General features: G+C 60.3%; 16 protein-coding genes. 3 read left to right on the top strand and 13 right to left on the bottom strand.

All coding sequences use genetic code 11. The features are described 5' to 3' along the window. Nucleotides 1-87: 87 nt before the first annotated feature. From HMPREF2765_RS06930 to HMPREF2765_RS06875, 12 genes are all read right to left on the bottom strand, one after another. On the bottom strand, nt 88-918 hold the full coding sequence (locus HMPREF2765_RS06930) for an S-layer homology domain-containing protein (protein ID WP_070604930.1): 831 nt from the start codon (nt 916-918) through the stop codon (nt 88-90). A 489-nt stretch (nt 919-1,407) separates the two neighbouring features. Continuing rightward, the gene (locus HMPREF2765_RS06925) at nt 1,408-2,736 is read right to left on the bottom strand and encodes a glycosyl hydrolase family 28-related protein (RefSeq protein WP_070604927.1); all 1,329 of its coding nucleotides are present in this window, start codon (nt 2,734-2,736) and stop codon (nt 1,408-1,410) included. A 404-nt stretch (nt 2,737-3,140) separates the two neighbouring features. Beyond that, the gene (locus HMPREF2765_RS06920) at nt 3,141-4,487 is read right to left on the bottom strand and encodes a glycosyl hydrolase family 28-related protein (RefSeq protein WP_070604924.1); all 1,347 of its coding nucleotides are present in this window, start codon (nt 4,485-4,487) and stop codon (nt 3,141-3,143) included. 595 nt (nt 4,488-5,082) lie between these two features. Then, the gene (locus HMPREF2765_RS06915; protein WP_371326370.1) at nt 5,083-6,081 is read right to left on the bottom strand and encodes a bile acid:sodium symporter family protein; all 999 of its coding nucleotides are present in this window, start codon (nt 6,079-6,081) and stop codon (nt 5,083-5,085) included. A 171-nt stretch (nt 6,082-6,252) separates the two neighbouring features. Further along, nucleotides 6,253-7,866: a M48 family metallopeptidase gene (locus HMPREF2765_RS06910; RefSeq protein WP_070604921.1), complete on the bottom strand. Its 1,614-nt coding sequence runs from the start codon at nt 7,864-7,866 to the stop codon at nt 6,253-6,255. A 291-nt stretch (nt 7,867-8,157) separates the two neighbouring features. Further along, entirely contained in the window at nt 8,158-9,294 is a 1,137-nt protein-coding gene (locus HMPREF2765_RS06905; RefSeq protein WP_049357445.1) for an acetate/propionate family kinase, read from the bottom strand. 273 nt (nt 9,295-9,567) lie between these two features. Next, entirely contained in the window at nt 9,568-12,483 is a 2,916-nt protein-coding gene (locus HMPREF2765_RS06900) for a hypothetical protein (RefSeq protein ID WP_070604919.1), read from the bottom strand. A 330-nt stretch (nt 12,484-12,813) separates the two neighbouring features. Then, entirely contained in the window at nt 12,814-14,094 is a 1,281-nt protein-coding gene (locus HMPREF2765_RS06895; protein WP_070604917.1) for a Fic family protein, read from the bottom strand. Between the two features lie 146 nt (nt 14,095-14,240). Further along, nucleotides 14,241-15,329: a diacylglycerol/lipid kinase family protein gene (locus tag HMPREF2765_RS06890; protein ID WP_070604913.1), complete on the bottom strand. Its 1,089-nt coding sequence runs from the start codon at nt 15,327-15,329 to the stop codon at nt 14,241-14,243. Nucleotides 15,330-15,598: 269 nt separating this feature from the next. Then, nucleotides 15,599-16,909 (bottom strand): serine--tRNA ligase, encoded by a 1,311-nt coding sequence (gene serS, locus HMPREF2765_RS06885; protein WP_070604910.1) that lies wholly within the window; start codon nt 16,907-16,909, stop codon nt 15,599-15,601. Nucleotides 16,910-16,989: 80 nt separating this feature from the next. Next, complete coding sequence (gene pheA, locus HMPREF2765_RS06880) at nt 16,990-17,937, bottom strand: prephenate dehydratase (RefSeq protein WP_070604908.1); 948 nt, start codon at nt 17,935-17,937, stop codon at nt 16,990-16,992. 150 nt (nt 17,938-18,087) lie between these two features. Then, the gene (locus HMPREF2765_RS06875) at nt 18,088-18,975 is read right to left on the bottom strand and encodes a spermidine synthase (RefSeq protein WP_053088746.1); all 888 of its coding nucleotides are present in this window, start codon (nt 18,973-18,975) and stop codon (nt 18,088-18,090) included. A 92-nt stretch (nt 18,976-19,067) separates the two neighbouring features. Here HMPREF2765_RS06875 and HMPREF2765_RS06870 point away from each other — a divergent pair, with 92 nt between their 5' ends. Both HMPREF2765_RS06870 and pta read left to right on the top strand, forming a co-directional pair. Next, the gene (locus HMPREF2765_RS06870; protein ID WP_070604905.1) at nt 19,068-19,691 is read left to right on the top strand and encodes a GNAT family N-acetyltransferase; all 624 of its coding nucleotides are present in this window, start codon (nt 19,068-19,070) and stop codon (nt 19,689-19,691) included. Between the two features lie 241 nt (nt 19,692-19,932). Beyond that, entirely contained in the window at nt 19,933-22,023 is a 2,091-nt protein-coding gene (pta, locus tag HMPREF2765_RS06865) for a phosphate acetyltransferase (protein WP_070604903.1), read from the top strand. A 149-nt stretch (nt 22,024-22,172) separates the two neighbouring features. Here pta and HMPREF2765_RS06860 read toward each other — a convergent pair whose 3' ends face one another. Next, on the bottom strand, nt 22,173-22,613 hold the full coding sequence (locus tag HMPREF2765_RS06860; protein ID WP_070604900.1) for a hypothetical protein: 441 nt from the start codon (nt 22,611-22,613) through the stop codon (nt 22,173-22,175). Between the two features lie 325 nt (nt 22,614-22,938). Between HMPREF2765_RS06860 and HMPREF2765_RS06855 the strand changes: the two genes are divergently transcribed. Next, nucleotides 22,939-26,166 carry a DUF3427 domain-containing protein gene (locus HMPREF2765_RS06855; protein WP_049344637.1) on the top strand — a complete coding sequence of 1,076 codons (3,228 nt, stop codon included), beginning with the start codon at nt 22,939-22,941 and terminating at the stop codon, nt 26,164-26,166. Nucleotides 26,167-26,394 lie beyond the last annotated feature (228 nt).

Genomic DNA, 26,394 nt, shown 5'->3' with positions numbered 1-26,394 from the left:
AACCCATTGGGTCGCACCGGCGGGCGGTGAATATATGCGCTAGTCAGCGCTGAATCTAGTTAGCACTGAATCTGGTCGGTATTACTCCTAGTCAACGGCGGGAGTGCCCACAACCTTCAGGCCCTTATCGCCGTACGCCTTGAGCATGTACAGGGCGTCGGAGAAGTACAGGGGGCTGGCAGGGTTCACCACGTCTGCCACGCCGTCACCGTCGCGGTCCACTTCGGGGTAGGTGCCGAGCGTGCGGGCTGCCCAGCGGTTTTCGGTCTTGAACTGTTCAGCCTTCTTGACTACCTTCTTGGCGCGCTGGGGGCGGCGAATCTGGCGCAGGCGTGCGGCACCGTCGGGGCTACCTGCGGCACGATACAGGAACGCGGCGATGGTGTGGCGGGTGGCGTACTCGTCCGGGTGGAAGAGCCCGTCATCCCAGCCGGAGGTGATGCCCGCATCCGCCGCCCAGATGTAGGCGGGGTAGTCCGGGTCGGTGGTTGCCACATCCTTGTAGGGGGAGGTCGTGGGCAGGTTCTTGACGGTCGGGGATCCCGCCATGCGGTAGAGCATGCGCACCAGCTGGCCGCGGGTGACGCTTGCGCTGCTGTGGCGGCGGGTGACGGTGTATTCTTCGCTGCCGAGGTAGCCGTGGCAGACCGCCCACACGCCGGGGGTGGCGCTCATGGTGCCGAGGAAGTTGGCGACGCATTCTAGGTATGCAGGGTCGTCCTTGGGCTGCTCTGCCTTGATGACGAGCTGCAGGTTCACTGCGGGTTTTGCGGCGTGGGCTTCTACAGCGTGGGCGGCAGGCTGTGCGCTCACCGCGGAGGTGACGGGTACGGCACCGAGAACGAGTGCGAGAGTGAGGGCGAAAGTGCGGCGTGCGCGGGGAGCGGGTGTGAGTGCTCGAGAGATAACCGGAAGCATGGATTTTTCCTTATGTAATTGTGGTTGGGAACCGGCCGGAAGGAACCGATTTTTGGGTCAACTGCGGGGTCGCCAAATGGAGCGAATAATAAAAGGGGAAAGGAGTGCGTTGAGGAATAGTAAGAAGCGGCAATGAATAGGGGCTGACGTGCGGCGATACGCGGTTTTGGCGTGTACCAATGATGTGCGTGTTCCGCATGCTGTCGCACGGCTATGGTGGTGCACAGTGAATGGACTGTTTTACACCACCATAGAAAGTTTAAAGTACATATTAATATTTTATTCAATATTTAATTGAGACTTTTATCAACTAAAAATTAAACATTGTTCTAAACGACAAAGCAGCTGCGAATGGTATGTATTCCATTCACAGCTGCTTTGATTTTTAGCTGATATATAGCGGTATAACGCACCTACTAGGGCACACGCACCTCCCTCACGATTCACAGGAAAGTCCTGGACCGGTTCGGGCGTGTCTACTAGCCTCTACTAACCGCGCATCACGTTATAGGCTTCCTTGGTGAGCTGACCGGCGGGCGAGGTGGAGTGGCGCAGCTCCTCAACCTCAATAACCACGTTCGCGCCGATTGCGCCGGTAACGTACACGCGGCGGCCGAGCATATTACCCTCGCCGATGCGGTCGTCCTTGGCGGTGCCTTCGGTGATGCGCAGGTCGTAAATCTTGTTTTCAATGTAGAAGCCGTACAGGGAGGCGGGCTTCTCCGGCGGGTTGTAGGAAACGGGCGCGACCATGCGGGTACCGCGCGCGTTGCGGCTGATGTACCAGTTGGCGGCCTCGTCGGCACCGGCGGCACCGCTGACGGTGCCAGCCCAGCTGGAACCTTCCGCTTCGCATCCGATGAAGACGTTGTGCGCCCACTCAACAATCCAGCCGTGACCCGCGTTGGAGCGTGCGGTGCAGCCGATGAACATGTTGCGTTCACCCTGCACGATCCAGCCTGCGCCGGCGTGGCGGGTGGCGGGCTCGTAGAGGGCGTTCTTGTTGCTGGTGCGGTGGTTGCTGTTGCTGGAGCAGTTCTCGAACTTAGCCTGCGCCGCGTACACCTCGATACCGGCGTAGGAGCCGCCGCTGAGATTCGCCTCGGCAACGTCTACACCGCGCAACTTGTTGTCTGCCGCGCCGGAGTTCTGGCCTTCGTTGGGGCGGCGGGGGTGGCCGGCGGGCTTGCCGAGCAGCAGGCCCTGGTTGAGGGTGCGGCGGATGGTCACGTCGTCAATTTTCATGCCCTGGTCGTCCAGGCCGAGCACGGCAACGCCGATGGCGGTGTCCCAGACTTCCACGCCGGCGATAACGGGCACGATGTCCGGTTCGTTGAGCAGGTCGCCGGTCAGGTGGGTGTGGAAGATGACGCCGGCGACGTTGTTCAGCGGGGCGGTGTGCGCATCGAGCGGGTAGCTGCTGATGGGGGTGTTTGCGGCGTTAGTGCGGATGTGCAGGTTGCGTACGCCCATGCGCATGGGCTTGTTGGCGTTGTAGTTGCCGTAGACGGGGGTGGTGTAGCTGCCGACGTGGAACACGCCGGTGTATTCGGTGTGGCCGTTGGCGGTGGTGGGGATGGCGCGGTCGGAGTGCGCGATGACGACGGTTGAGGAGCCGTAGCCGAAGATTTCGACGCGGTGCTTGATGTCGATGAAGGGGTAGGAGACGCGGTAGATGCCGCGGGGTAGTTCTACGGATCCGCCACCGCGTGCGGCGACGTCGTCGACTGCGCGCTGGATGGCTGCGGTGGAGTCTTTGGCACCGGTGGGGTCTGCGCCGTAGTTGATGGCGTTGATGCTCATGGGCGTATCGGGCATGAGGGGCTCAATTCTTTCGATGGGTACCGCGTTCGGTGCTGAAGGCGGCGCGGGTGAGTGAATTGAGTGAATACGGCTGTATGCGGTGAATACGGTGCTACGTGGGTGCAGTGTTGAGTTTGCGTGGTGCGGTGTGTTGGGCGCATTTCTGCGGGTGTTTTGACGTGTGCGGGTCTGTGCACCGGCAGACCTGCCTCCTGCTCAAGGGTACCGCATTGGGCGTGTGGAGGCGATGACCGGGCGCTGTGATGCCCGCTCCCCTGCCCTGTTTTTCTACGGTTTTTCGGCCGTTTTGTGGGCGGGTTAAACGCCGAGGGGCGGGGATTACTCCCCGCCCCTCAGGCGTATGCGTTTTAAGATTTTGTGATCACGAGCCTCAGCTCGCAGGACCTAACCCGTGAGGGTTAGCCCATGAACACGCCGTTGCCGCGCTTCTCCAGCTGCTTCGGCGCGAAAGTCGCGTGGCGAATATGATCCACCTCAATGAGCACGTTATCGCCCATAGCGCCGGTCACGTGAACACGGCGGCCGACCATGTTGTTCTCACCAATACGGTCATCCTTCGCAGACGCAGTCGTAATGTGCATATCGCGAATGTTGTTCTCAATGTAGAAACCGTACAGGGAAGCCTTCGCCCAGCTGTAAGGGTTGTGCGAACGAGGAGCCACGAAGCGGCTACCGCGTGCGTTACGGCCAATGTACCAGTTCGCCGCCTCGTCACCTCGAGCAGCGCCAGTAACAGCGTCCTGGAAGCTGGAGGACTCACCCAGGCAGCCAATGAACTGGTTGTTGCCCCACTCCACGAGCCAGCCGTGACCGGCGTTCTCCTGGGCGGTGCAGCCAATGAACATGTTACGGGTGCCCTGAATGAACCAGCCTGCGCCCACGTGGCGAGTCTTCACCTCGTACAGGGCGTTCTTACCCTGGTTGCGCTTGTTGAACCAGCTGGTGGACGCCTCAAACTTGGACTGAGAAGTGTAAATCTCGATACCCGCGTAGGTGCCGAAGCTCATGTTTGCGTCAGAGACGTCAATCATGGAGAACTTGTTATCTGCCGCGCCGGGGGTGTCACCCTCGCGGGGGCGCAGCGGGTGGCCGACAGGCTTGCCGACCAGCAGGCCCTGGCGCAGGGTCTGGCGGATGCGCAGCTTGTCAATCTTCATGCCCTGGTCGTCCAGGCCCAGGATCGCAACGCCAATGGCGGTGTCCCAGATTTCGATGTTGGACAGGGTGGGCACTGCGTCCGGCTCACCGGGGTTAGCGTCCGCAATGCGGGTGTGGAAGATGACGCCTGCAACGTTGTCGACGGGCTGGGTGTGCTTCTCCAGGAAAATCTGGTTGCTCTTAGAATCCAGCGGCAGGTTGTACTTGTTGGTGCGGATGAACAGGTCACGCACGCCCATACGCATGGGCTTGTTCTGGTTGGTGCCACCGCTCATGGGGGTGGTGTAGCTACCGGTGTGGAAAACGCCGGTGCATTCGTAGCTACCATTCTTGGACGACGGGATGCTCTTGTCAGTGAAAGCGACGATTCGGGTTGCCTGACCGTGGCCGAAAATCTCGACGCGGTGCTTCATTTCGATGAAGGGGTAGGAGACGCGGTACATGCCGCCGGGAATCTCCACGGAGCCGCCGCCCTGCGCAGCAACATCATCGATAGCCTTCTGGATAGCACTAGTGGAGTCTCGTACGCCGGTGGGGTCAGCGTTGTACTTGGAATCGCATACGTTCACGCTCATGATGGTAGCCATGGAGTGTCCTCTTTCTTGGCGGATACAGAACAGCGATTAGCGCATAGATAGTGTCTTCTACGCGCGTCATTAAGCTGAGTGTATCCAGTTGTGTTTGAGTGAATAAATGGTTTTGAGCTTCCTTCCGGTTGAGTGAGTGAGTCTCTTCCGGTGTGGGATGCGGGCGGGGAGTGAATCCGCTGCATCAATGCTCGTGGGCGGCGTGAGGGAGTGAATCTCAACCGTTCCCATATGTGAGTCATAAATTCTTGCATACAGGATGCGAATCTGTCTAACCCACGACAAAACATTCTAGGGCAAAATTGGGGCTTTTTCGCCGCTCAACGCCCGATAGTGTTGATTGTCTCCTCGGTCACTTTTATGCAATAAAGTGCACATACCCCACAAAAACCCAACTGACCAGTACAAATACCACATTTTGCACACAAATGCACTAGTCAGGGAATTTTTTGGCAGTGCGCGCCACATCACTTCATAAACCAATTGATACGGCCCAAGGTCCCCCATTAAAACCCCTCATCAGAGGCTTATCTCACAGACTCAGAGGCCCCCAATAGCACCCGGCAAGCAACCCCAGCAGATAGGGTTCAAGCCCCTACTGAACTTCCTTCGCGGAGGCGGCACCCACCACATCCAGGCGCGCATAGCGGCCCGCAAGCCAGGTACAAATCATCAACTGAACCTGATGGAAAATCATGATCGGCAGCATCATCAGGCCCAGCGAGCCCGCACCAAAAATAATGATCGCCATCGGCAGGCCAGCCGCCAGCGACTTCTTCGAACCGCAGAACTGAATCGTAATGCGGTCGGCACGGTTGAATCCCAGGCGCTTAGCCAGCTGGTCAGTCAGCCACAGCATGAACACCACAATAATCGCCATGAGCACGACCAGCAGCACAATCTGCCACCACGCCACGCGCGTCCACACGCCCTGCACCACCGAAGCGGAAAACGCCGAATACACAATCATCATGACCGAGAACTTATCCAGCCACTTGGTCGTCGGCTTCTTGGCAAACTCCCCCACCCAGCGGCGCGTCAGCTGACCGAGCACGAACGGCAGAAACAGCTGAATGGCGATGTCCAGGAAGACCGTTCCAGAGAACTCAATATGGCCCGTGTTCATCAGCAGCATGGCGAGCAGCGGGGTCGCTACCACACCCACAATCGAAGAGAGCGAGGCGCTCACAATCGCCGCCGCCACGTTACCGCCCGCAATCGAGGTGAACGCAATCGATGCCTGCACGGTCGAGGGCACAAAGGTCAAGAACAGAATGCCCATGTACAGCCCATCACCGAGCACAAAACGCAGTGGTGAAAGCGCCAAACCGACCAGCGGGAACAGCACGAACGTGCAGCTCAGAATCATCAGGTGCAGACGCCAGTGGGTCAAGCCGCGAATAGCCTCCGCGGTGGAGAGGCGAGCGCCGTACAGGTAGAACAGCAGGGCGACCGCGAACTTCGTTCCGGTGCTGAACCATTCGGCGAAGTCGCCACGCGCCGGCACAATAATTGCGAGGATGACCGCGCTAATGAGCATGGTCAGCAGCGGGTCGAGCTTGATAGAGCGAAGTGATGAAAGCATGCTGTCCATTCTATGCCTGCGGCATGCAGCGGATGCAGTGGCGGGCGCACCTTCTCACCTGAGGGTCGTGCAGGAGGCGGTTAACGGCAGAACCCGCCGGAGTGCGTTAGCACCCCGGCGGGTTCGTGAAGGTTATTGAGCTGTGCGGCTCAGATGAGACGTTCAGAGTAGGCTCAGCGGCTACTTCTTATCACCGTCGAAGCCGTAACCGTAGGAGCCGCCCTCAGAGGAGTTGTTGCCGTACTGGCCGTAACCGTACTGCTCGGGAGCAGACTGGCCATTAGAAGACTGACCGTTAGGCTGGCCATTAGAGGGCTGCTCAGGGGCGGGCTGGCCTGCACCGTTCTGACCTGCGGCAGGCTGACCGAAGCCGGGCTGCTGACCGTAGGCAGGCTGACCCGGCGCGGGCATCTGCGGGCCACCGGGAGCACCCGGCGCCGGCACACCACCGGCGGCAGCGTACGCATCCCAACGCTGGCCGTGGAAGGCACGAGCTTGCTCGGTGAGCCAGCCAGCGAACAGCGTGGAGTTCGCGTCGAACTCGGGGGCGTTCTCGGGCTTGGAGTACACATCCACGGTTTCCAGGGTGTGGTCTGCCCAAACGTCCTGATGTTCACGCATGAACTCGGTGGACTGAATCGGGTCGGGCCACATGTGCACCGGCTCCGCCGCCGGGATCAGGACAGGAACGCGCGGTGCGGCGTCCTTGACCGGGTTCTCAGTCGGGCGCCAGAACACGCGGCCGGGCTGGGTGCGATCACGCAGCGCGTGCGCACGCCAGGTGAGGATGGGGTGGCTTGCCAGCAGGTTCACGTACCAGACGGCAAGGCCGCGGTCGGTCACGGCACGGTCGGCAAGCTCATCGAAGTTGACCTGCTTGTTCAGGTACTTACCTGCCGCAAGCACCTTGACAGCACCCTCAGCGCCCTCGGGGCAGAAGCGGTAGCCGAAGTTATCGGCGGTGTACTCCTGCGAGCGGGACAGCGCACTCGACAGCACCGGAATCTGGTTGAACAGCGTAGTGAAAATCAGACGGAAATAACCGACGTGACCTGCGGCGATGTGGCCCACCTCGTGGCCAATGATGAAGCGCAGCGCCTGCGGGTCACGGGACTTACCACCGATCTCAAACAGGTCAGAGTACAGGCAGATGTAGCGGCGGAAGCCGTGACCTGCCGCGAAAGCGTTCATGGTGCCGTTACCGAGAACAACGTACGCATCCGGTACACGGCGCAGACCTGCCGCCTCCGCTGCTTCGGCGAGCATCTGGTACGCCTCAGGGAACTGGGTCGGGGTGATGCGCACACCGCGAACACGCTGCTGTGCGTAGTAGATTGCACGAACAATGAAGATGGCAATCGGGCCCAGGATGAGCAGACCAACCGTCTGGAAAATCAGGTCTTCCAGGCTTGCGGAGGTGCTGCCGGAAGGGACTCGAACCGAGCCTTCACCGGTTGAGCTGAAGACGTAACGCATCATCGAGCTGAACAGGTCAGCCAGCGCCATGAACAGCACAATGTAGCCGACCGCGGTGACGGCGTAGGCGGCGACCAGCCACGGAATTTCGGAGGGGTGACGCAGCGCGTGCAGCACCTTCGGCGGCAGCATCGACTGGTAGGCGAAGAGCTTCGGCTGGGGCAGGGGGCTGACCGGCTTCTGGCGCTCGTCTTCGGGGAGCCAGCCGGCGGAGAGGTCCTGCGGGAGGGGCTCACCGGGGGCGTGGAATGCCTGCTGGCCGGGCTGGGCGTTGAACTGCCCGCCGGGCTGCTGGTGGTTTTCAGGGGGTTGAGTCATGTCTCGTCCGCTTCGTATCGAGTGTTATCTGATTCCACTCTATCGTTTTTAGGCACTTACTAGTGAATGTGAATGCGCTTTTTCTCATAGAATGCCCATTCGCGACGCTACGGTACGCCACGGCATCGGAATACACAGCGCCGGGGCGCACAGTGCAGAGATTCCGGAACACACAGTGCAGGGGGCGCACCGCCTTGTGGGCATAAGAAATCCGCCGCAGCACCCATACAGGATGGGCGCCACGGCGGATTACTTTACGCTGAGCCGCCTACACGGCGGGGTGCGTGGGGCTTAGAGGCTCTTGACGAGTTCCTCGGTAGCCTCAGCGATAGCCTTCTCCTCGTTGGTGGGGATGACCAGCACCTTGATAGCGGAATCCTCGGTGGAAATCACGCGCGGCTCGGGGGAACGCTTAGCGTTCTCTTCCTCGTTGTACTTGATGCCGAGAGCGCCGAGGCGGTCCAGGACCAGCTTGCGGAACTCGCCGGAGTTCTCACCGATACCTGCGGTGAAGATCAGTGCCTGCGCGCCGCCAACAACCAGGTTGTAGCCGCCAATGTACTTCATCAGGCGGTAGGAGGTCATGTCCAGTGCGAGCTGTGCACGCTCGTCGCCGGACTGTGCAGCCTCAACGACCTTACGCATGTCGTTGGAGCCAGCCAGTGCGAGCAGGCCGGACTCCTTGTTCAGGATGGTGTCCAGGCGTGCACCGTCAATGCCCTCACGAATCAGGATGGTGGTCAGTGCCGAGGGGTCGATGTCGCCGGAGCGGGTACCCATGATCAGGCCAGCCAGCGGGGTGTAGCCCATGGAGGTGTCGACGGACTTGCCGCCCTTCACAGCGGTCACGGACGCGCCGTTACCGAGGTGAGCAACGATGCCGTTGAACTCGTCGCGTGCGATGCCGAGCATGTCAGCTGCAACGTGGGAGACGTACTCGTGGCTGGTGCCGTGGAAGCCGTAGCGGCGGATGCTGTACTTGTCAGCCAGGTCGTAGGGGATTGCGTAGCGCCATGCTTCTTCGGGCATGGTGGAGTGGAACGCGGTGTCGAAGATTGCAACCTGCGGCAGGGAGGGCCACTTGTGCATTGCTGCGCGCATGCCCTGAGCGTGTGCGGGGTTGTGCAGCGGTGCCAGCGGGGAGAGGTCGTCGATCTGCTGGACAACTTCCTCGGTGAGCAGGGCGGGGTGGGTGAACTTCTCTGCACCCTGCACCACGCGGTGGCCGACTGCCTGCAGCTCACGGCCTGCCAGGACGGGCTCGAGCTTCTCGGACATGATGTCGAATGCGACCTCGTGGTTGGGCACGTCGGTGCCGATGTTTTCGACGAGGCCGGAGGTCAGCATCTGCTCTGCCTCGGGCAGGGAGGTGTCACGCACCTGGTACTTCAGGGAGGAAGAACCGGCGTTCACAACGAGAATAAGCATGAAAGTATCTTCTTTCGTAGTTTTCTTTTCTGCTCCATTCTCGCACTTTTCGAGCCTGCGTGCGAGACGGCCCCGACCGCGTTTTTAACGGGGGTTTTTGTCGCGGGCAGTATCGGGGCATTATCGGGGGCAGGAGGGGCGGGTGTGCACAGTGTGGCGCCGTACTCGTTCAGAACTGCCACCGACGAATCGGTCCAGGCTATAGGTTTGGCCCTATAGATTCGCATTTCGTCCTCGATAGTTCTTGGAGAAAAACGTAGTACTTGGGTCAGCTCACGCATCTAAATTCACCACTTCTTTGAAACGATCAAGGTTAGAGCGCGAGTGAAGGACAATCACAACCTGCTTGTCACTGCCCTCGATAGCGCACGCCATCGATTCGAGCTCAGTGCGCTCCTCTGACGGAGTGAGACTCTTCAAGGTCTCATCAAGCAACACAAGCCGGGCAGCGCCTTCACGTAACACGGAACGCGCAAGCATGAGCCCGCTCGAATTCGATGCTTCAGATGCGAACGGATCGATATCTGGTACGATTACCACTTCGCCTTGGGGATACCGGCGGTATAGAGCATCAAGCATGACGGACTTCCCCGCGCCAGTTGGTCCAATCAAGGCAACCATAGAACATCCAGAGTCAAGAACGCTCTCAAGCAGAGCCAGGTCAGCAGACCGCACGGGCGGATAAGAACGGTCGGCACGGTACTCTTCAAGCATCCGAACACGCTCCGCAGTCAAGCTGACTACACCAACCTGTTGCAGCGTCTCCACCGTAGATTGGATGCCAGATGACAGAGTTACTGCAAAATATATTACGACCGCGGGAGCAACCACTGAGTTCGATCCTTCGACCATCAGTGCCAATACCACTGCAGAAACGTTCAGTGACAACACAAGCAACTGGATCAGTCCCGTACGCAGTGCGTAGGCGTTCGCCAACTGAATCGAACTGCTGACGTATGCAGCCTCCGAATGAGCGTAGGCTTCTTCTCCAGCCCGACGCAGCCCTGCACTGACGGGCGCAGCGTGTAAGCCAGCCTGGGCACCAGCCACCCCGATGAAGTCACCTCGGCGATTGGCAGCCGTCGTCGAGGCAGGGAGAATCCACCTTGAACCCTGACGCATAGCAAGCATCGCTAGGGGTGCTACCGCCAACACAGCAATCATGAACAGCGGGGCGCCGGCCACTGCGCCTCCGACGAGCATAAAGGTCTGTAGAATGACCATAAATACCGAACCCAGGGCGCTAGGCACCGACATCTGAAGGTCGGAGAAGTCTTCACCCATCCGCCCCATGACCGCACCGCTTGTTCTAGGACTAGCGAATCGATCGAGCCTCCGTATAACCCGGTCGTGCAAATCGCTCAGCCTAGCGATGGGAGCCGAGTAGAGCGGGCCAAAGAACATGACGGACCCAACAATTGCTGCCAGTGCGCAAGCAGCTGACACTCCAGCAACCTGAGCAGACAGCCCATCGCTGTGAGCAATCGTCAATGCAAAAGCAACTTCGGATCCGCTCAAGAGTAGGGCGCCACACGTAATCCACACCAAATGCGGTCCAAACAACAACAGGGCCGATCGTCGGAATGTGGCACGCTTCGGCTCAGGGTCAGGAAGGTCCTGTCCCTCGCTCACATCCGTCGAACCAGCATCTACCCCCTTAGTTGCCCCGGGGCTATGAGCCTGCAACTCAAGAGGGTCTACCCTCGCATCATTGCCGGGGGTGAAGGCACTCGGTACGTACTCCTCCGAGCTTGCCAGAAGTGTGCACGTTGGCACGCACTCTAAGATCCTCTCGGCAACCACTTCTCGTGCTACAGGATCAAGCGCTGCGAACGTATCGTCCAAAATTAGCCAGTCCGGTTTGTCTGCCAAAACGATAGCGACAGCAGCACGGTGTCTCTCTCCTGACGACAAGGTTGTTGCGTCTTGCCAGAACCGCCCGATCACATCCTCAGTGAGCCCCATATCTAAAGCGAGGCTAGTGAACCGGGATACCTGATGTGGCGAAGCAGAAGCTCGCCACGCTGACAACACCGAATGGGACATTTCCGGGTTGCGTGGTACGAAAGCAGAATCGGGGGTGGTCACGGATGTGCGCAATGCTTCAGCGCGCTCAGACGTAGCTGCAAGCACCTCTCTAGAATTTGAAGGCTGCCCCACCCAGTCCTGCTGTTTAACCGTGCAATTTGGAGACGACTCGAGCTTATCGAGCTCACGCATCATTGGCACAGCGAGCCGAATAACCCGATAGTTTACGATGTTGTTCTGCACCGCTGCGTACAGGTAGCGGGCAGCCAAAATAATTCCAACACCGAAATGAGCGGATGGCCAGAACCACGCGCCGAGAACCGCAACCACAGCGAGCACCGCAGTTAGTGCTCCCCGTTCAAGGAATCCATTCAGGACCTGCAACGGGACCCGTCTGTGCAGAAGCTGCTCTTCGGTGTTTCGGATGCTAGCGATCTTGTCCAGGGCGGTACCCCAGCTGGGGATGCTTTGCCCTCGAGGCATCGCGTTTGCTACACGCTGGATCCACTGCCTACGCTCTCCCTCTAGAGCGACGTACTGTTCCCATAGTCGGCCCACCAAGTTGATGAGACGGACGCTGACGAATACCAATCCAGTGATGAGCAACGCAGCGATGGCGCCGCTTGCACCATATAGCGCGAGCGAAGCCGCGAGAAAGGCAATAATCTGAACGGTTGAAACGGCGAAATCAACAACGAAGGCAAACTGGCTGATCTGTCCTGGGTATGTGAGAACATGTCCGTGAGCTTCCGGCGGATGGGATGACCTACTAAAGATGTCCCGGAAACGGCGGTATGTGAGATGTCGAACCGCGATCGTGAGAATAAGCTCTTGGCGTTCCTTCACCCAGTACCCTAGGCTTTCAGCCAGGAAAGCGAAGATGAGTAACCAAATAGCACTGCCTGGGGTCCTCTCACCTGACGTTACCCGGCCGATACCTGCCGTAATCATCAGAGCCCCTGCAACATTCAGTAGGCCAGCGGTGAAGACGGTGAAACTCGTGCTCGTTGGCGCGAATACCAAAGCAAGCCAGCGGATCCGTCTCGGCAGGTTCCGCGCTATCCTTTGATAGCGTACATACAAGTGCTCGATGGGCATGTCTCTCAGATGCAGGCTAGGAGCGCTCTGTGCTTCGCCCCGTCGCTTGTGATTAATCACCATTACATTTCCAGTCATTCGGTATTCGAGTTCAGGTGTACGGCCTCGTTAAACCGCAAAATAGATATCCAGAATACTTTCTGGTGTTCTGAGTGGTGGAAGCACCCGGAAGCATTATGTCGCCTGACCCTAATGTAGCAGACATGGGATGAATCACACGGCGACTACAGGAGCCTTACACAATGGTGGCGTGAGCAGATGGATTACCACATACCGATACTTATGTCTGCAACCGGCCCGTTCCGCTACTGCAAAGATGGATTCCACGATTCTGCCAGTTATAGGCGGGATACATTCTGGTGCGGCCCCTCCCCTGCTTCTTATGCTCGCGGGCTATTCTTCGTCGTCATCAACGGCGGGCAGGCCCAGCAGGGCGGTTCCCGCCTCGGTGAGGGACCAGCGCATCGTGCGGCCAGCCTTCACACCCTCAACAAACCCAAGCCCCTGCAGCAGTTTGAGCCTATCGCGCAGAGTCGGCGCCGTAACCCCCAGCGCCTCCTGCAACTCGCTCGAAGTGGGGGCAACCGGCGCACGGAAAATCTGCACCTGCCCCAGCAGGTACAGCAGCCGCAGAACATCATCAAGCTTCTTCGAAGTCAGCCCGGGGGTGCCACCCGTCCAGGTGCGGCTGCCCTCCAGCTCAGCGATACGCTTGCCAAGGGCACGCCACGCACGGTCACGTGATTCCAACTCGTCTACCAGGTGCTCCTGCGCTTGCTCGATCAGCCCCAGAAAAACATGCAGAAAACCGGTCACCTCACCGTAGTTGAGGGGTTCTTCCGCCGCGCTAAACGCCTTGTAGTAGCGGCTCTTCTGAATGTTGAGCGTGCTCGGCAGGGTGAGGGTCGTCAGCCGGGTGAGTGTCTGCCCCAGGTGGGACACCAGCAGGTACCTGCCCAGGCGGCCGTTGCCGTCGTAGAAAGGGTGCGTGTATTCCACCATGAAATGCGCGGCGATCGCGGAGAATAGCGCCGGCACGTTCGGGTCGAGGGCATGGTCAAGCGCCGCCTGAACGTTGGCGGTGATGGTTACTTCGCTGTCGGGGGCGCGGTGAATTTCTCGGGTGTTGTCGTGGATAACCACGGGTTTGGTGCGGAATAGAGCCCCGTCTGGGCGGTCTTCTTCGGCGAGGTGCCCTTCGAGTAGCGTGTCGTAGAGGCTACGCACCTGCTCAACCGTGGAGGGTGGGCGGCCTGCCCCCAGGTCTTTGAGGAGGTTCACGAATTCGACGGCGCGTTTGGCGCGGGGGTCCTCGCTGTCGCCGGAGGTGAGTGCCTCAGAGATGAGCTGGCGTGTGGTGTGCACACCTTCGATGCGGTCGGACGCCACGATGCTGCGTACTGCCAGGTCGAGTAGGTAGCTTTGCATGGCGATGCTGGGCAGTTGGGAACTCAGCTGTTCGATGTGCCGTTCACGGCGCATGATGCGTTCAAAGGATGCGAGCGCGGTGCGGTCTGCCAGGTAGAACAGGGGGTGCTCCCCGACGTTGAATTCGTTAAGGAGGTAGGTGGAGTGGCCGTTGCGGCGTGCCTGCATTTCGGTTTGTGCGGCGGCTTTGCCGCGTTCGTGGAAGATGCTTTTGAGGGTGCGGTACCTTGTGTTGGTGGTGTTCACGTGTGCCCTCCTTGATGGTGTAAAAAATCGCGGTTTTTTTCATTATCCTCCTGATTTTCAGGAAATAGTGAAAAAATCCGCGATTTCTTTCATAATCCAGGTCATATATAGACGATTTGGGGTGCTACCCCCTTTCGCCACCCCGGCTAGAGCACCTCGGGGTGGACCGCCACCTCTACGGCGGCAGGCAGCACGCGCGCACTAATACGGTACGCCGACGGCGCCGGGTCACCATCCACCTCAACCGGCTGCGCACCATCCGGGAACTCCAACACCACCTCAGACCCCACCAAGTGGCGAATCACCGGCAGCTCAACGCGCGGCGAACCCAAAATCGTGCGGCGCGTAACCTTAGCCATCAGCAGCCCCCACTCCACCAGGTCACGCGGCGACGCCACAATCACCTCAAGATTACCGTCATTCACATCCGTCATATCCGCCAGACGAATACCACCCTGCAGGCGGCCACAATTCGCGATCAGCACCGACCGCATCGGCAGAGTACGAGGCTCCCCACCGTCCACGCTAATACGCACCGGGTGCGACCTGCCCAGCATATGCTTCATGCCGGACTGCACGTACGCAACCCAACCGAACTTCGCCTTAATCTCCTCGTTCGTATCATTCATGACAAGCGCATCAAAGCCGGCACCACTCATCACAAAGAACGTGTGTTCGGTTTCTTCGCCGGGGGCGCTCGTCGTCGTCATCTCAATCGCATCAACGGCCTGACCTGCACCGTTGAGCGCAATATTCACGCACGCCGCCACGTCACTGACCGGAATGTACAGGTTACGCGCCAGCAGGTTACCGGTACCCATCGGCAGAATACCCAGACGCGGCTTGCGTCCCTCATGATGCGCCAGCGCCGCCGCCACAGCACGCACCGTACCGTCACCACCGGCAGCAATCAGCAGGTCAACACCCTCAGCGATCAGCTCACGGGCAGCCTCAGAACCGGGCTCGTCCACGCGGGTGGTGCGCACCAGCGCCTGCGGGTGGCCGTTCGCCGCGAGGATACGTTCCAGGATCTCGACAGCCGCCGCAGCGCCGGGCTTGCTGGGGTTGTACACCACGCCCACGCGCTGTGCCTGCCCGGTGGGCAGGGTCGGCAGAACGCCGAAGGGCGCGCCCAGTTCGATAGCGCGTCGGCGCGCTTCACGGCGGGCACGAGTGACGGAGGCGGTCAGAGCCGCCGCCGCAGAAACACCAAGGAGTTTACGGTAAAGAGGCATAGTTCTTAGACTACCGGGATACGCGAAAACCCGCCCACCGTTTACGCGGTGAGCGGGTTTTTCAGCTGGTTGTGAGATTACTCAGCGGGCGGGGTTTCCCCTTATTCAGCGATAGCGGGGATAACCTCGGCGCCACCCATGTACGGGCGAAGAGCCTCAGGAATCACAACAGAACCGTCAGCCTGCTGGTGGGACGGAGGTGGGGGATTCCGAGCGCGCGAGGCACCAAATCCCCCACCGGAGTGGAGACTCACTCCAGCAGGCATCCCTTATTCAGCAGCGACTGCCGGGATGACCTCAGCGCCACCCATGTACGGGCGCAGTGCCTCCGGGATACGCACAGAACCATCAGCCTGCTGGTGAGTCTCCAGGATGGCAACCACCCAGCGAGTCGTCGCCAGGGTACCGTTCAGGGTCGCTACGGAGCGGGTGCGGCCCTTACGCACGTTGCCTGCCTCGTCCACGGTGTCCGGGGTGCGCTCACGGATGTTCAGGCGGCGCGCCTGGTAGGTGGTGCAGTTCGAGGTGGAGGTCAGCTCGCGGTAGGTGCCCTGGGTGGGGACCCACGCCTCGCAGTCGAACTTGCGGGCTGCGGAGGTGCCCAGGTCGCCTGCAGCGGTGTCAATCACGCGGTATGCGAGGCCGCAGCGCTGCAGCATTTCCTCTTCGAGGGACAGCAGCTTTGCGTGCATCTCTTCTGCCTGCTCGACGGGGCAGTAGACGAACATTTCAGCCTTGTTGAACTGGTGCACGCGAATAATGCCGCGGGTGTCCTTACCTGCGGAGCCTGCCTCACGGCGGTAGCAGGAGGACCAGCCCAGGTACTTCTTCGCGCCCTTCTCGAAGTCAAGAATTTCGTCGGTGTGGTAGCCGGCGAGCGCCACCTCGGAGGTGCCGACCAGGTACAGGTCGTCGCGTTCGAGGCGGTAGATTTCGTCGTCGTGCTTGACGTTGAAGCCGGTGCCGTTCATGATTTCGGGGCGTACCAGGGTGGGGGTGGTCATCATGGTGAAGCCGTGCTCGGTTGCGAGGTCGAGCGCCATCCACATGAGTGCCTGCTCCAGGCGGGCCACCTGGCCCTTGAGGAAGTAGAAGCGTGCGCCGGAGACCTTCGCGCCGCGTGCCATGTCGATGCCGTCGACGAGTTCGCCGATTTCGAGGTGGTCGCGCGGTTCGAAGCCTTCGGTGGTGAAGTCGCGGGGGGTGCCGACTTCCTTGACGACTACGTAGTCGTCTTCGCCGCCGACGGGTACGCCGTCGATGATGAGGTTTTCGATGCTGCTGATCAGTTCCTCGTATTCGGCGGTTTTCGCTTCGGAGGCTGCCTTTGCTTCGTTGACGCGGGCGGCCAGTTCCTTGGCCTGTGCGACGAGTGCGGGCTTTTCTTCCTTGGGTGCCTTAGCAACCTTCTTGCCGAAGGCGTTCTGTTCGGCGCGCAGGTTCTCGTATTCGCCGATGAGTGCGCGGCGTGCGGTGTCGGCTTCGAGGATGCGGTCGACGTGGGTTTCGTCCTTGCCGCGTGCTCGCTGGGAGGCGCGGAAGACGTCGGGGTTTTCGCGGAGGAGGTTAATATCAATCACTGTTTTATCCTACCTAATCTTGCGGTGGGTTGTGGGCGGGGTTTGCGCTGGTGGGGCGCGGGTAGGTGCGGGGGGGGTATCTAGCGGCGCTGCAGCTGTACGGGGCGGCCGTTCGGGAAGAGCGACTCGACCCATTCGTGTGCGGCGTCGAAGGAGCCGTCGGAGTGGATGTTGTCGACTTCGGTGTTTTCGTGGTCGGCGCGCGGGTAGGAGCCGAGGAATTTCAGCATCGGGGAGACGCGGTGCAGGCCGCGCAGTGCATCGCGCATGCGTGCCTCGTAGATGTGACCGTCGGCGTCGATGCTGAACGAGTAGGAGCCCATGCCTTCGCCGGTGGGGCGCGATTCGATGCGGGAGAGGTTCACGCCGCGCACGGAGAACTGTTCGAGCAGTTCGAGCAGGGCACCGGCGCGGTTAGCGGGCAGCGGCACGGTCAGGGTGGTCTTATCGGAACCGGTCGGTTCGGGGATGTCGGCGGCGCGGGAGAGCAGCACGAAGCGGGTTACGGCGTTCTTGTTGTCGCCGATGTTGTCCTGCAGTACGTGCAGTTCCGGGTGGTAGTTCAGCAGCGCCGGGGAGCAGATTGCCGCATCGTAGGTGCAGCCCTCTTCGAGCAGACCGACAGCCGCCGCGGCGGTGGAGGAGCCGGGCAGGTAGGCGGCGGTGGGCACGTTCTCCTGCGCCCAGCCGCGCACCTGCGCCCAGGCGTGCGAGTGGGTGGAGATGGTCTTAACGTCTTCGATGCTGATGGGCTTCGCGGCGACCAGCACGAAGCGGATCGGTACGAGCACCTCGCGGATAATGCGTACACCCTCGCTGGCTGCGATAGCGTCCAGGGTGGCGCTCACGCCGCCCTCCACAGAGTTTTCGATGGGCACCATGGCGGCGTCCACCTCGCCCGCGTTCAGGCGTGCGAGCGCGTCGGGCACGCTGGTGGCGGGGATGCGTTCGGCGTCGGATGCGCCGGGGACGCTCAGCAGGGCGGATTCGGTGAAGGTGCCGGAGGGGCCAAGGTAGGTGTATCGCATGCCACTATAGTAGCGTCTGCCATGGAGGGGGCGCCGAATTCGGTGATAGGTTACGGTCTTTGGCGGTAGCTAAAAGCCCCCACCAAAGTCACTAACCTATGGTCGAAAAACTTAAGTCATTACCGAAAACCCAGGCAACAGCTGAAACCGCTACCTCACGAACTGGCGTACACGCGCGGTGTCCCAGTACTGGGCGGGCACGCCTCCACCCATGAGCTCGCGGGCGATAGCGGCAGCCTGCACGGAACCAGCCTCCGGCAGGGGCGCGTGCGAACCGGCAATAATGACGTTGCCACGGCGGCGGCCCTTCAACATTGCCGAATCCGCCACAATGCACACGTACTCAAACACCTCAAGCAGGGCGGATGCCTCCGCGCGGGCACCGGTCAGCGCCGGCCCGTCACCGCAGTTCAGGATGTACAGGCCACCGGGTGCCAGCGACTCGGCGACGGTGCGGGTGAACTCGACGGTGGTGAGCGCCTCGGGGGTGGTGTCCCCGGCAAACACGTCACGAATCAGCACGTCGCGGGATGCGGGCGCGAAAGTCGCGGTGACGGCACCCGCCTCGCCCACGCGAATCTTCACGCGCGGCGCCTTGGGGATGTCGAACCAGGCGCGCACATACTCGGCGAGCTTGGCATCCAGCTCAACAACCGTGTTGCGGCTGGTCGGGTACAGGTCAGCGAAATAACGCGCCATCGAGCACGCGCCGCCGCCCAGGTGGGTGATGCGCAGCTTCGCAGCATCCAGGTGCTCGGCCACGTGCGAGGAGACGACCGCCGCGATCCAGCGCATGTACTCAAAATCCAGCTGGCGGGGCTCACCCACAATCACGTGGGAAGACTGCACACCATTAATGAGCAGCAGCCAGCCGTCGGCGTGGTAGCCGTCGGGGACCAGCTCCGCCTCACCCGTAGAAATCGGGTACACGCCAGCGGCGGCACCCTGCACGGGGGTGCTCTCAGTATCGTCGATGCGGTTCTTCTGCTGCTTCTGCGCCTTTTGGCTTTTCTTCGGTGCCCTGCTCTTTTTCGCCATACCCACTAGCCTAACCGACAGCCCGCACGCCCCTAGCGTACGCACCCGCGACAAACCGCCTCCACAGGGGCTGGCTGAGTAGACTAGAACCCATGGGATTTGTATGTCAGGGCCGCTACGCGCTCGCACCGATTGAACCGACCGACGCCGAAAAATACGTCAACCTGCAGCTGGACTGCATGGAGCAAACCTACGACCCAATCTACTTCGACGCGCTCGGAGAAAGCTTCACCGCCCGCCACCGCGCCGAACGCAACGAATACCTCGAAGACTTCCACCGCCACCTCTCCTCCCCCACCGTGCGCGGCTTCTTCGCCTATGAGGTGCCCGGCTGGACCCCCGACGGCGGGCTCTCCTGCTCCATCGGCGCACGCATCGACTGGGATAAGCCCGTCGGCCTGGCGCTCTCCCTGTGTGAGCCCTCCTCCTGGGAACTCGAACGTACCGACAACCTCCCCGAACTGCCCGCAGGCACCCGTAAACTCGTGCACCTGTACACCCTCAACCACACGCACGGCACCGGGCTCGGACAGGCACTCTACGAATCCGTCATCTACCCGGACGAAAACTCCTACCTATGGGTCATGGCAGAAAACGAACGAGCGCTCTCCTTCTACGAGCGGCTCGGCTACCAGCGCAACAGCATCGAATTTGAGGCACGCGGCATCTGGGCGCCCGGCCACAGCGTCCGATACACGCGCATCCTCAACCCCTAAGCTCACCCCCTAAACAGCACGCCACACCCCGAGGCGGCACGCACGGCACCCCCACCCCGCAACAGCCGCGCATCCGCCCCACATGACGCAGCGCACCGCACACCCTGTTAGGCACCACCCCCACAACGCCTTAAGATAGAAGATGACATATAAGCTCGACGCACCCGCGCACAGGAGCATATACACCCCTGCGCAACCGCGGGACCCAGCGCCGAACATCGCATAGAAGGACAGTAAAACAATGACCACCGGTCTTTACCTCTCCGCTATGTCCCAGAACTCGGGCAAGTCCCTCGTAGCCCTGGGTCTAGCAGACTCCCTCATCAAGCGCGCAGACCGCGTCGGCTTCTTCCGCCCCGTATTCGACGGCGCAACCATCGCCGACGACCCCATGGCACGCCTCATCCGTGAACACTTCGGCCTGACCGAAGAGCAGGTCGGCGGCGCAGTCTCCATGACCGACGCACTCGCACTCATCGCAGAAGGCGACACCGAAGAAATCTCCGCACGCGCAGTCTCCGCCTACGAAAAGGTCGCAGCAAACAGCGACGTCGTAATCGTCGACGGCGTCTACCTGCCCGCCAACGCGCTCTCAGTCGAATTCGACCTGAACGTCCAGATCGCACGTGACCTCGGCCTGCCCGTCGTCGCAATCGTCGGCGCACAAGAAGCAACCGTCGAAGAAGCAGTCACCGCAGTCGACGTGGCACGCACCGAACTGCTCGCCTCCAAGGCAGACCTGCTCGCAATCATCGTCAGCCGTGCAGAACCCGAACTGCGCGACGAAATCGAGAACTCCGTCAAGCGCGGCGACGCAAACCTGCCCGTCTACGTACTGCCCGAAATCCCCGAACTGAACGCACCCACCGTCGGTGAAGTTGCCGAAGCTCTCAAGCTCGACACCGAAGGCATCAAGGCAGAAGACCTCGGCCGCGACATCCACGGCATCAAGGTCGCAGCAATGAACGTCTCCAACTTCCTCAACCAGTTCGTTGACGGCGACTTCGTCATCGTCCCCGGCGACCGTGCAGACATCGTTGCAGCAACCCTCGCATCCGCACTGGCACCGACCTTCCCCGCGCCCTCCGGCGTGCTGCTCACCGGCGGCCTGGACGCACTGCCCGGCAAGAACACCGCAGTCGGCTCCCTCATCGACAACGCACCGTTCCCCGTGCTGTCCACCACCAAGGACACCTTCAAGTCTGCACGCGCAGTCTCCCGCGTCCGCGGCACCCTCGAAAGCGGTCACCAGCGCAAGCTCGCAGCAGCAATGGGCGGCTGGGACGAGCACGTTAACAAGGACGAACTGCTCGCACGCCTCGAAATTGAGCGCCCCGCATCCATGACCCCGCTGCGCTTCCTGCACAACCTCATCGAGACCGCACGCGCAAACCGCCGCTCCGTGGTCCTGCCCGAGGGTTACGACGTGCGAATCCTGCGTGCATCCGAAATCATTGCACGCCGCGACTTCTGCGACCTGATCCTGCTCGGCAACCCCGCCAAGATCGCAGAGATCTGCCAGGCTGAGGGTATTGAGCTGCCCAGCTCGATCCGCATCATCGACATCGAGAACAATGAGTACTCCGAGGACTTCGCAGCAACCTACGCTGAGCTGCGTGCACACAAGGGCGTCACCATTGAGGCTGCCCGCGAGCGCATGACCGACCCCTCGTACTTCGGCACCATGCTCGTTTACAAGGGCATCGCCGACGGCATGGTTTCCGGTGCAGTGAACACCACCGCGAACACCATCCGCCCCTCGCTCGAGTTCATCAAGACCCGCCCCGGCACCAAGATCGTCTCCTCCGTCTTCCTCATGCTGATGGAAGACCGCGTTCTGGTCTACGGCGACTGCGCAGTGAACCCGAACCCCAACGCAGAGCAGCTCGCCGACATTGCGAAGGCATCCGCGGAGACTGCACGCCAGTTCGGTGTGGAGCCGAAGGTTGCTATGCTGTCCTACTCGACCGGCACCTCCGGCGCTGGCGCAGACGTGGACGTTGTGCGTGAGGCAACCGAGATTGTGCGCGCTTCGAACCCCGACTTCGCGGTCGAGGGCCCGATTCAGTACGACGCTGCTTCGAACATGTCCATTGCGTCGACCAAGCTACCCGGCAGCGAGGTCGCTGGTCAGGCTACCGTGTTCGTCTTCCCCGACCTGAACACCGGTAACAACACCTACAAGGCTGTTCAGCAGTCTTCGGGTGCTGCCGCTGTGGGCCCGGTTCTGCAGGGTCTGCGTAAGCCCGTGAACGACCTGTCGCGCGGTACCACCGTTGAGGACATCATCAACACCGTTGCGATCACCGCAATTCAGGCACAGAGCCTGTAAGGTGCACGCGGCGCTGTAGCGTGAAGGCTGCGGCGTTCCGTTGATATAGAAATCTCCCGCACTGGGCGGGGCATGCCTTGGAGGTGTGCTCCACCCGGTGCGGGAGATTTTTTGTAATTACAGGGATTTCTTTTGGTGCAACTTCCCGGTTAGACCTTGCGGGTACGGCGGTCGAGGCGCACATAGTTAATCACGCCAAGAACAGCCATGCCCACGGCGGTCAGAACCGGGCCGAGGGCGGGCGGGAAGAGCCAGGTGAGCCCCGCCTCCACGGTGTAGGCGATGAGGCGGCAGACAAGGTAGGTACACACCGCCACGAAAAGCGCGTAGGCGACAACGATGCCGACCGAGCGGGGCTCGTAGCCTTCTCGCCGGGCGCGCAGAGCGGCACCCAGGGCGTTGCCCAGATACAGGGCGAGAGCACCGACGACGACCGCGGCGGTGAGGGCACCGTCGAGGAGCGTGCGCGGGGTCAACGGTGCGGTGCCTGCCTCATAGAAGAGGTTGAGGATGCGCACCGCGGCGTAGGCGTAGCAGAAGATGACTGCCGCGCGGATGGTGAGGGGTAGGTTAGTCCAGAAGGTTTTCATGCGGCCCCTTTCGAGGTGGAGGGCGGGCTTCTGTCTGGGTGTTACCCCAAGGATACCTAAGAACGCCGGTGTGTGATGCGAATCAATAGCGTTTTGACTGGTGCGTTCTGCGTGCGGGGCGGGTGTTTGGTGCGCCGAGTTTAATCGCCGAGAAGCCACATGTGTTTCGAAAAGCAACATATTATGTGGCTTCTCGAAACACATGTGGCTTTTCGAGGAGGATGCGGGGCAGAATTTTTGTAATTACAGGATTCCGCCACCCCTACCCCGTGAGCCGGTGACCACCCAAGCAGCGGCAAACCGCCCGGGCTGCTAGGCTGCTGCTATGACCACAACTGACGAAACTCTCCCCCTGGGGCTCTACGAACACCTCAAGAGCGCATCGCTCATGAGCCGCACCATCCCTGAAGGCGCGCAATGGCAGGAAGAAATCCTCGAAAAGGACGACTACAACATCCCCGAACTGCTCACCCAGTTCTTCGCCACCCAGCTGGCCCCCGCCCTCGAAAGCCTCAAGACCCCCGCAGACCAGGTGGAACTCATCAACCGCATGATGGAGCTCCTGCCGCAGGATGCCGAAGAGCAGAACGATTCGTTGCTGACCGATGACGACAGCAACGTAATTCAGATGCGCGAGCTCGCCCTCACTGACGCAAAAACTACGCGCCCCGATATTCCTCTGAGTGACGTTGCTCTGATGACGAATACTTCTAAAGACCTGAATCTCAATACTGAAATTCAGAAAGAATTAGAAAGTGCAGACCGCGTAGATTTGCTCTGCTCATTTCTTAAAATGTCCGGCGTTAATAGTTTGAGTGAGCAGCTTAAAGCTATTAAAAATCGCGGTATCCCTTTCCGCATTATTACCACCACCTACATGGGCGCAACCGACCGCAAGGCTATCGACCGCCTCGTTGAAGAGTACGGTGCCGAGGTAAAAATCAGTTACCAGGGCGACAGCACCCGACTGCACGCGAAGGCCTGGCTGTTCCACCGCAATACCGGCATGTCCACCGGCTATGTGGGCAGCTCGAACCTGTCCAGTGCCGCACTCACTGACGGCCTGGAGTGGAATGTTCGCATCTCTAACCCGATTACACCCGGCCTGATCCGCCAGTTTGAAGGCCTGTTTGAAAGCTACTGGAAGAGCGGCGATTTTACCCTTTACACCGCCTCTGACCAGGAGAAACAGGAGTTGGATACTGCCCTGGCCAAGGCGGATATTACCGGCCGTAAAAGCAAGGGCCTGGAGTACGATATCGACTCGTCCCTGCTGGATGTGCACCCGTTCCCGCATCAGGTGCGCATGCTCGAAGAGATGCAGAACGCTCGTTCTAAGGGCCGCCACCGTAACCTCGCCGTGGCCGCAACCGGCACCGGCAAAACCGTGTTCTCGGCTCTCGATTACAAGCGCCTCTGCGAGCAGTACGGCAAAAAGCTAAAGTTGCTTTTCATTGCACACCGAAAAGAAATCCTAGACCAGGCGCGCCGCACTTTCGGCGACGTCATGCTTAAAGGTAATTTCGGTGAGCTCCTGACCGGCGGCAAAAAGCCTGAATATAATGAGGCTGTTTTTGCGACCGTTCAAACGTTGTCAGGTGCCGCCCTCGAAAGTTACGCGCCGGACTATTTCGACGTCATCATCATGGACGAATGCCACCACATTAAGGCCGCCAGCTGGGACAAAGTTTTCAACTATTTTGAGCCCCGCGAATTTATTGGCCTGACCGCAACCCCCGAGCGAGAAGACGGGGTGAACATCGCCGACAAGTACTTTGACGGCTACGTGGCGACCTCAATCCGCCTATGGGACGCACTCGAAGACCACCTCCTCGTACCCTTCCAGTATTTCGGTATTGCCGACGGCACCGACCTGCGCCGCATCAACGTTCGAAGCGGCAAATACGACGAAAACGCCCTTGAGAACCTGTACACCAAGGACGAGGCTGAACGCCGCCTGCGCATCATCGTGGAGGAGCTACGCGAGAAGGTCGACAACCCCCTGCGCATGAAGGCACTCGGGTTCTGTGTGAGCGTGAAGCACGCCGAATACATGGCGCAGAAATTCAACGAGGTCGGTATTCCCGCTGACTTTTTGGTCGGTACAGATTCCGCCGAGCGCCGCGCCGAGGTCATGAAAAACCTTGCAGACGAAACGCACGAGCTGACCACGATCTTCACCGTGGACCTGTTCAACGAGGGCGTCGATATTCCGAGCGTCGACACCCTCCTGATGCTGCGCCCCACCCAGTCGCTCACCCTCTTCCTGCAGCAGCTGGGCCGCGGCCTGCGCCGTGCACCGTTGAAGTCTGTTCTGACGGTCCTCGACTTCGTGGGACACCAGAACAAGAACTTCATGATTCACAGCAAGTACCGCGCTTTTGCACGACAGGGCACCCTGACCGAGCAGGACGTTAAGAACCCCGAGCTGCCGGCTGGCTGCCACTTCCACCTGGACGAACTAACTCAGAAGCAGGTCATCAAGAAGATTCGCGAGTCCCTACGCATGAACCAGAACGCCCTCATCGACACCGCAAAGAGCTACCTGGAAGATATGCGCCGAAACTCCACGGACCTCGATATTCGCCCCACCGTCATTGACTTCATCAACCGCTACGGGTTGGGACTGCCGCAGATTTACGGCCGCAACAGCAAGATGACCCTGCCCGGTATCACTAAGCCCGTCGCAACAACCTGGACCAGCCTCCAGGCCGCGAGTGAACTGTACCCCGACCTGGTGGTTCCCTTCCAGGACAACGTGGCCGTCGAGACGAATAAGCGCGTCAAGGCACTCACGCACGTACACGACACGTTCCGCATTAACGCATACCTGGAGCTGCTAAACACGGACATCCTGGAGCAGGACATGACCGATGAACAGCGCCGCCACGCATGGATGCTGCTGTTCTCCATCTGGCCGAAGGCCAAGTGGGACGGTTCTTCTGAGAAGTTTAGCCTCAACGAAGGCCTGGCGACTCTGCGCAAGAACCGCGGCATGCTGCAGGAGCTGGAGAGCGTATGGAACTTCAACGCCGGTACGGACACCACCTCCACCCTGCCGCTCTTTGAGGGTGAAGGCATCCCCCTGCGCACTCACGCCCTCTACTCCCGCGAGGAACTATTCGCCGGACTGGGCGGCCAGGAGGAGAACTTCAAGGTACCCGGCGGCGTGGTCAACGGTGTTGTACCCTTCGACCCGACGAACACCACCGCGTTGCTGGTGACGTTAGAGAAATCTGAGAAGCACTTCTCCCCGGCCACCATGTACAAAGACTACGCCATCAGCACTGACGAGTTCGCATGGGATTCACAGAGCGCGACAACCCCCGAAAGTCCGACGGGTCAGCTCTTCCAACACCACGAGGAGCGAGGCCGACGCATCGTGCTCTTCGCCCGCCAGCACAGGGAGAATAGGCTCGGCCCCGAACCCTACATGTGCCTGGGCACCGTGAAATACATTTCTCACGAGGGCTCCAAGCCGATGCATATTCGCTGGTCGTTGGACCGGCCGATGCCGGCGTCCATGTTCCAGATCGCGAAGATTGCCTCGTAGGCGCTGAATAACCGCAGCAGGCGGCCCCGGATGCGTGTGTGTCCGGGGCCGCCTGCTTTTTAGACCGAGGTTTTCGATAGGTTAGTGTCTTCTCCGTGGGTCTTTAACCCGCATTAAAGTCACTAACCTATCGACGAAAAGGCTAAGTCATAGCCCATAACCAGCTCCCGACCACCTGGCGCAGCCGGAGATTCGGTCATGGGTTACGGATTTGTGCCATAGGTTAGT

It is taken from the genome of Rothia sp. HMSC062H08, assembly GCF_001810775.1.
GTDB lineage: Bacteria > Actinomycetota > Actinomycetes > Actinomycetales > Micrococcaceae > Rothia.
The sequence above is the reverse complement of the archived record's forward strand: the minus strand, read 5'-3'. Positions and strand labels throughout refer to the sequence as shown.

What these genes read in the sequence shown, in the direction of transcription:
- HMPREF2765_RS06930 (WP_070604930.1), bottom strand. Translation starts at nt 918, where the DNA reads ATGCTTCCGGTTATCTCTCGAGCACTCACACCCGCTCCCCGCGCACGC.
- HMPREF2765_RS06925 (WP_070604927.1), bottom strand. Translation starts at nt 2,736, where the DNA reads ATGCCCGATACGCCCATGAGCATCAACGCCATCAACTACGGCGCAGAC.
- HMPREF2765_RS06920 (WP_070604924.1), bottom strand. Translation starts at nt 4,487, where the DNA reads ATGGCTACCATCATGAGCGTGAACGTATGCGATTCCAAGTACAACGCT.
- HMPREF2765_RS06915 (WP_371326370.1), bottom strand. Translation starts at nt 6,081, where the DNA reads ATGGACAGCATGCTTTCATCACTTCGCTCTATCAAGCTCGACCCGCTG.
- HMPREF2765_RS06910 (WP_070604921.1), bottom strand. Translation starts at nt 7,866, where the DNA reads ATGACTCAACCCCCTGAAAACCACCAGCAGCCCGGCGGGCAGTTCAAC.
- HMPREF2765_RS06905 (WP_049357445.1), bottom strand. Translation starts at nt 9,294, where the DNA reads ATGCTTATTCTCGTTGTGAACGCCGGTTCTTCCTCCCTGAAGTACCAG.
- HMPREF2765_RS06900 (WP_070604919.1), bottom strand. Translation starts at nt 12,483, where the DNA reads ATGGTGATTAATCACAAGCGACGGGGCGAAGCACAGAGCGCTCCTAGC.
- HMPREF2765_RS06890 (WP_070604913.1), bottom strand. Translation starts at nt 15,329, where the DNA reads ATGCCTCTTTACCGTAAACTCCTTGGTGTTTCTGCGGCGGCGGCTCTG.
- pheA (WP_070604908.1), bottom strand. Translation starts at nt 17,937, where the DNA reads ATGCGATACACCTACCTTGGCCCCTCCGGCACCTTCACCGAATCCGCC.
- HMPREF2765_RS06875 (WP_053088746.1), bottom strand. Translation starts at nt 18,975, where the DNA reads ATGGCGAAAAAGAGCAGGGCACCGAAGAAAAGCCAAAAGGCGCAGAAG.
- HMPREF2765_RS06870 (WP_070604905.1), top strand. Translation starts at nt 19,068, where the DNA reads ATGGGATTTGTATGTCAGGGCCGCTACGCGCTCGCACCGATTGAACCG.
- pta (WP_070604903.1), top strand. Translation starts at nt 19,933, where the DNA reads ATGACCACCGGTCTTTACCTCTCCGCTATGTCCCAGAACTCGGGCAAG.
- HMPREF2765_RS06860 (WP_070604900.1), bottom strand. Translation starts at nt 22,613, where the DNA reads ATGAAAACCTTCTGGACTAACCTACCCCTCACCATCCGCGCGGCAGTC.
- HMPREF2765_RS06855 (WP_049344637.1), top strand. Translation starts at nt 22,939, where the DNA reads ATGACCACAACTGACGAAACTCTCCCCCTGGGGCTCTACGAACACCTC.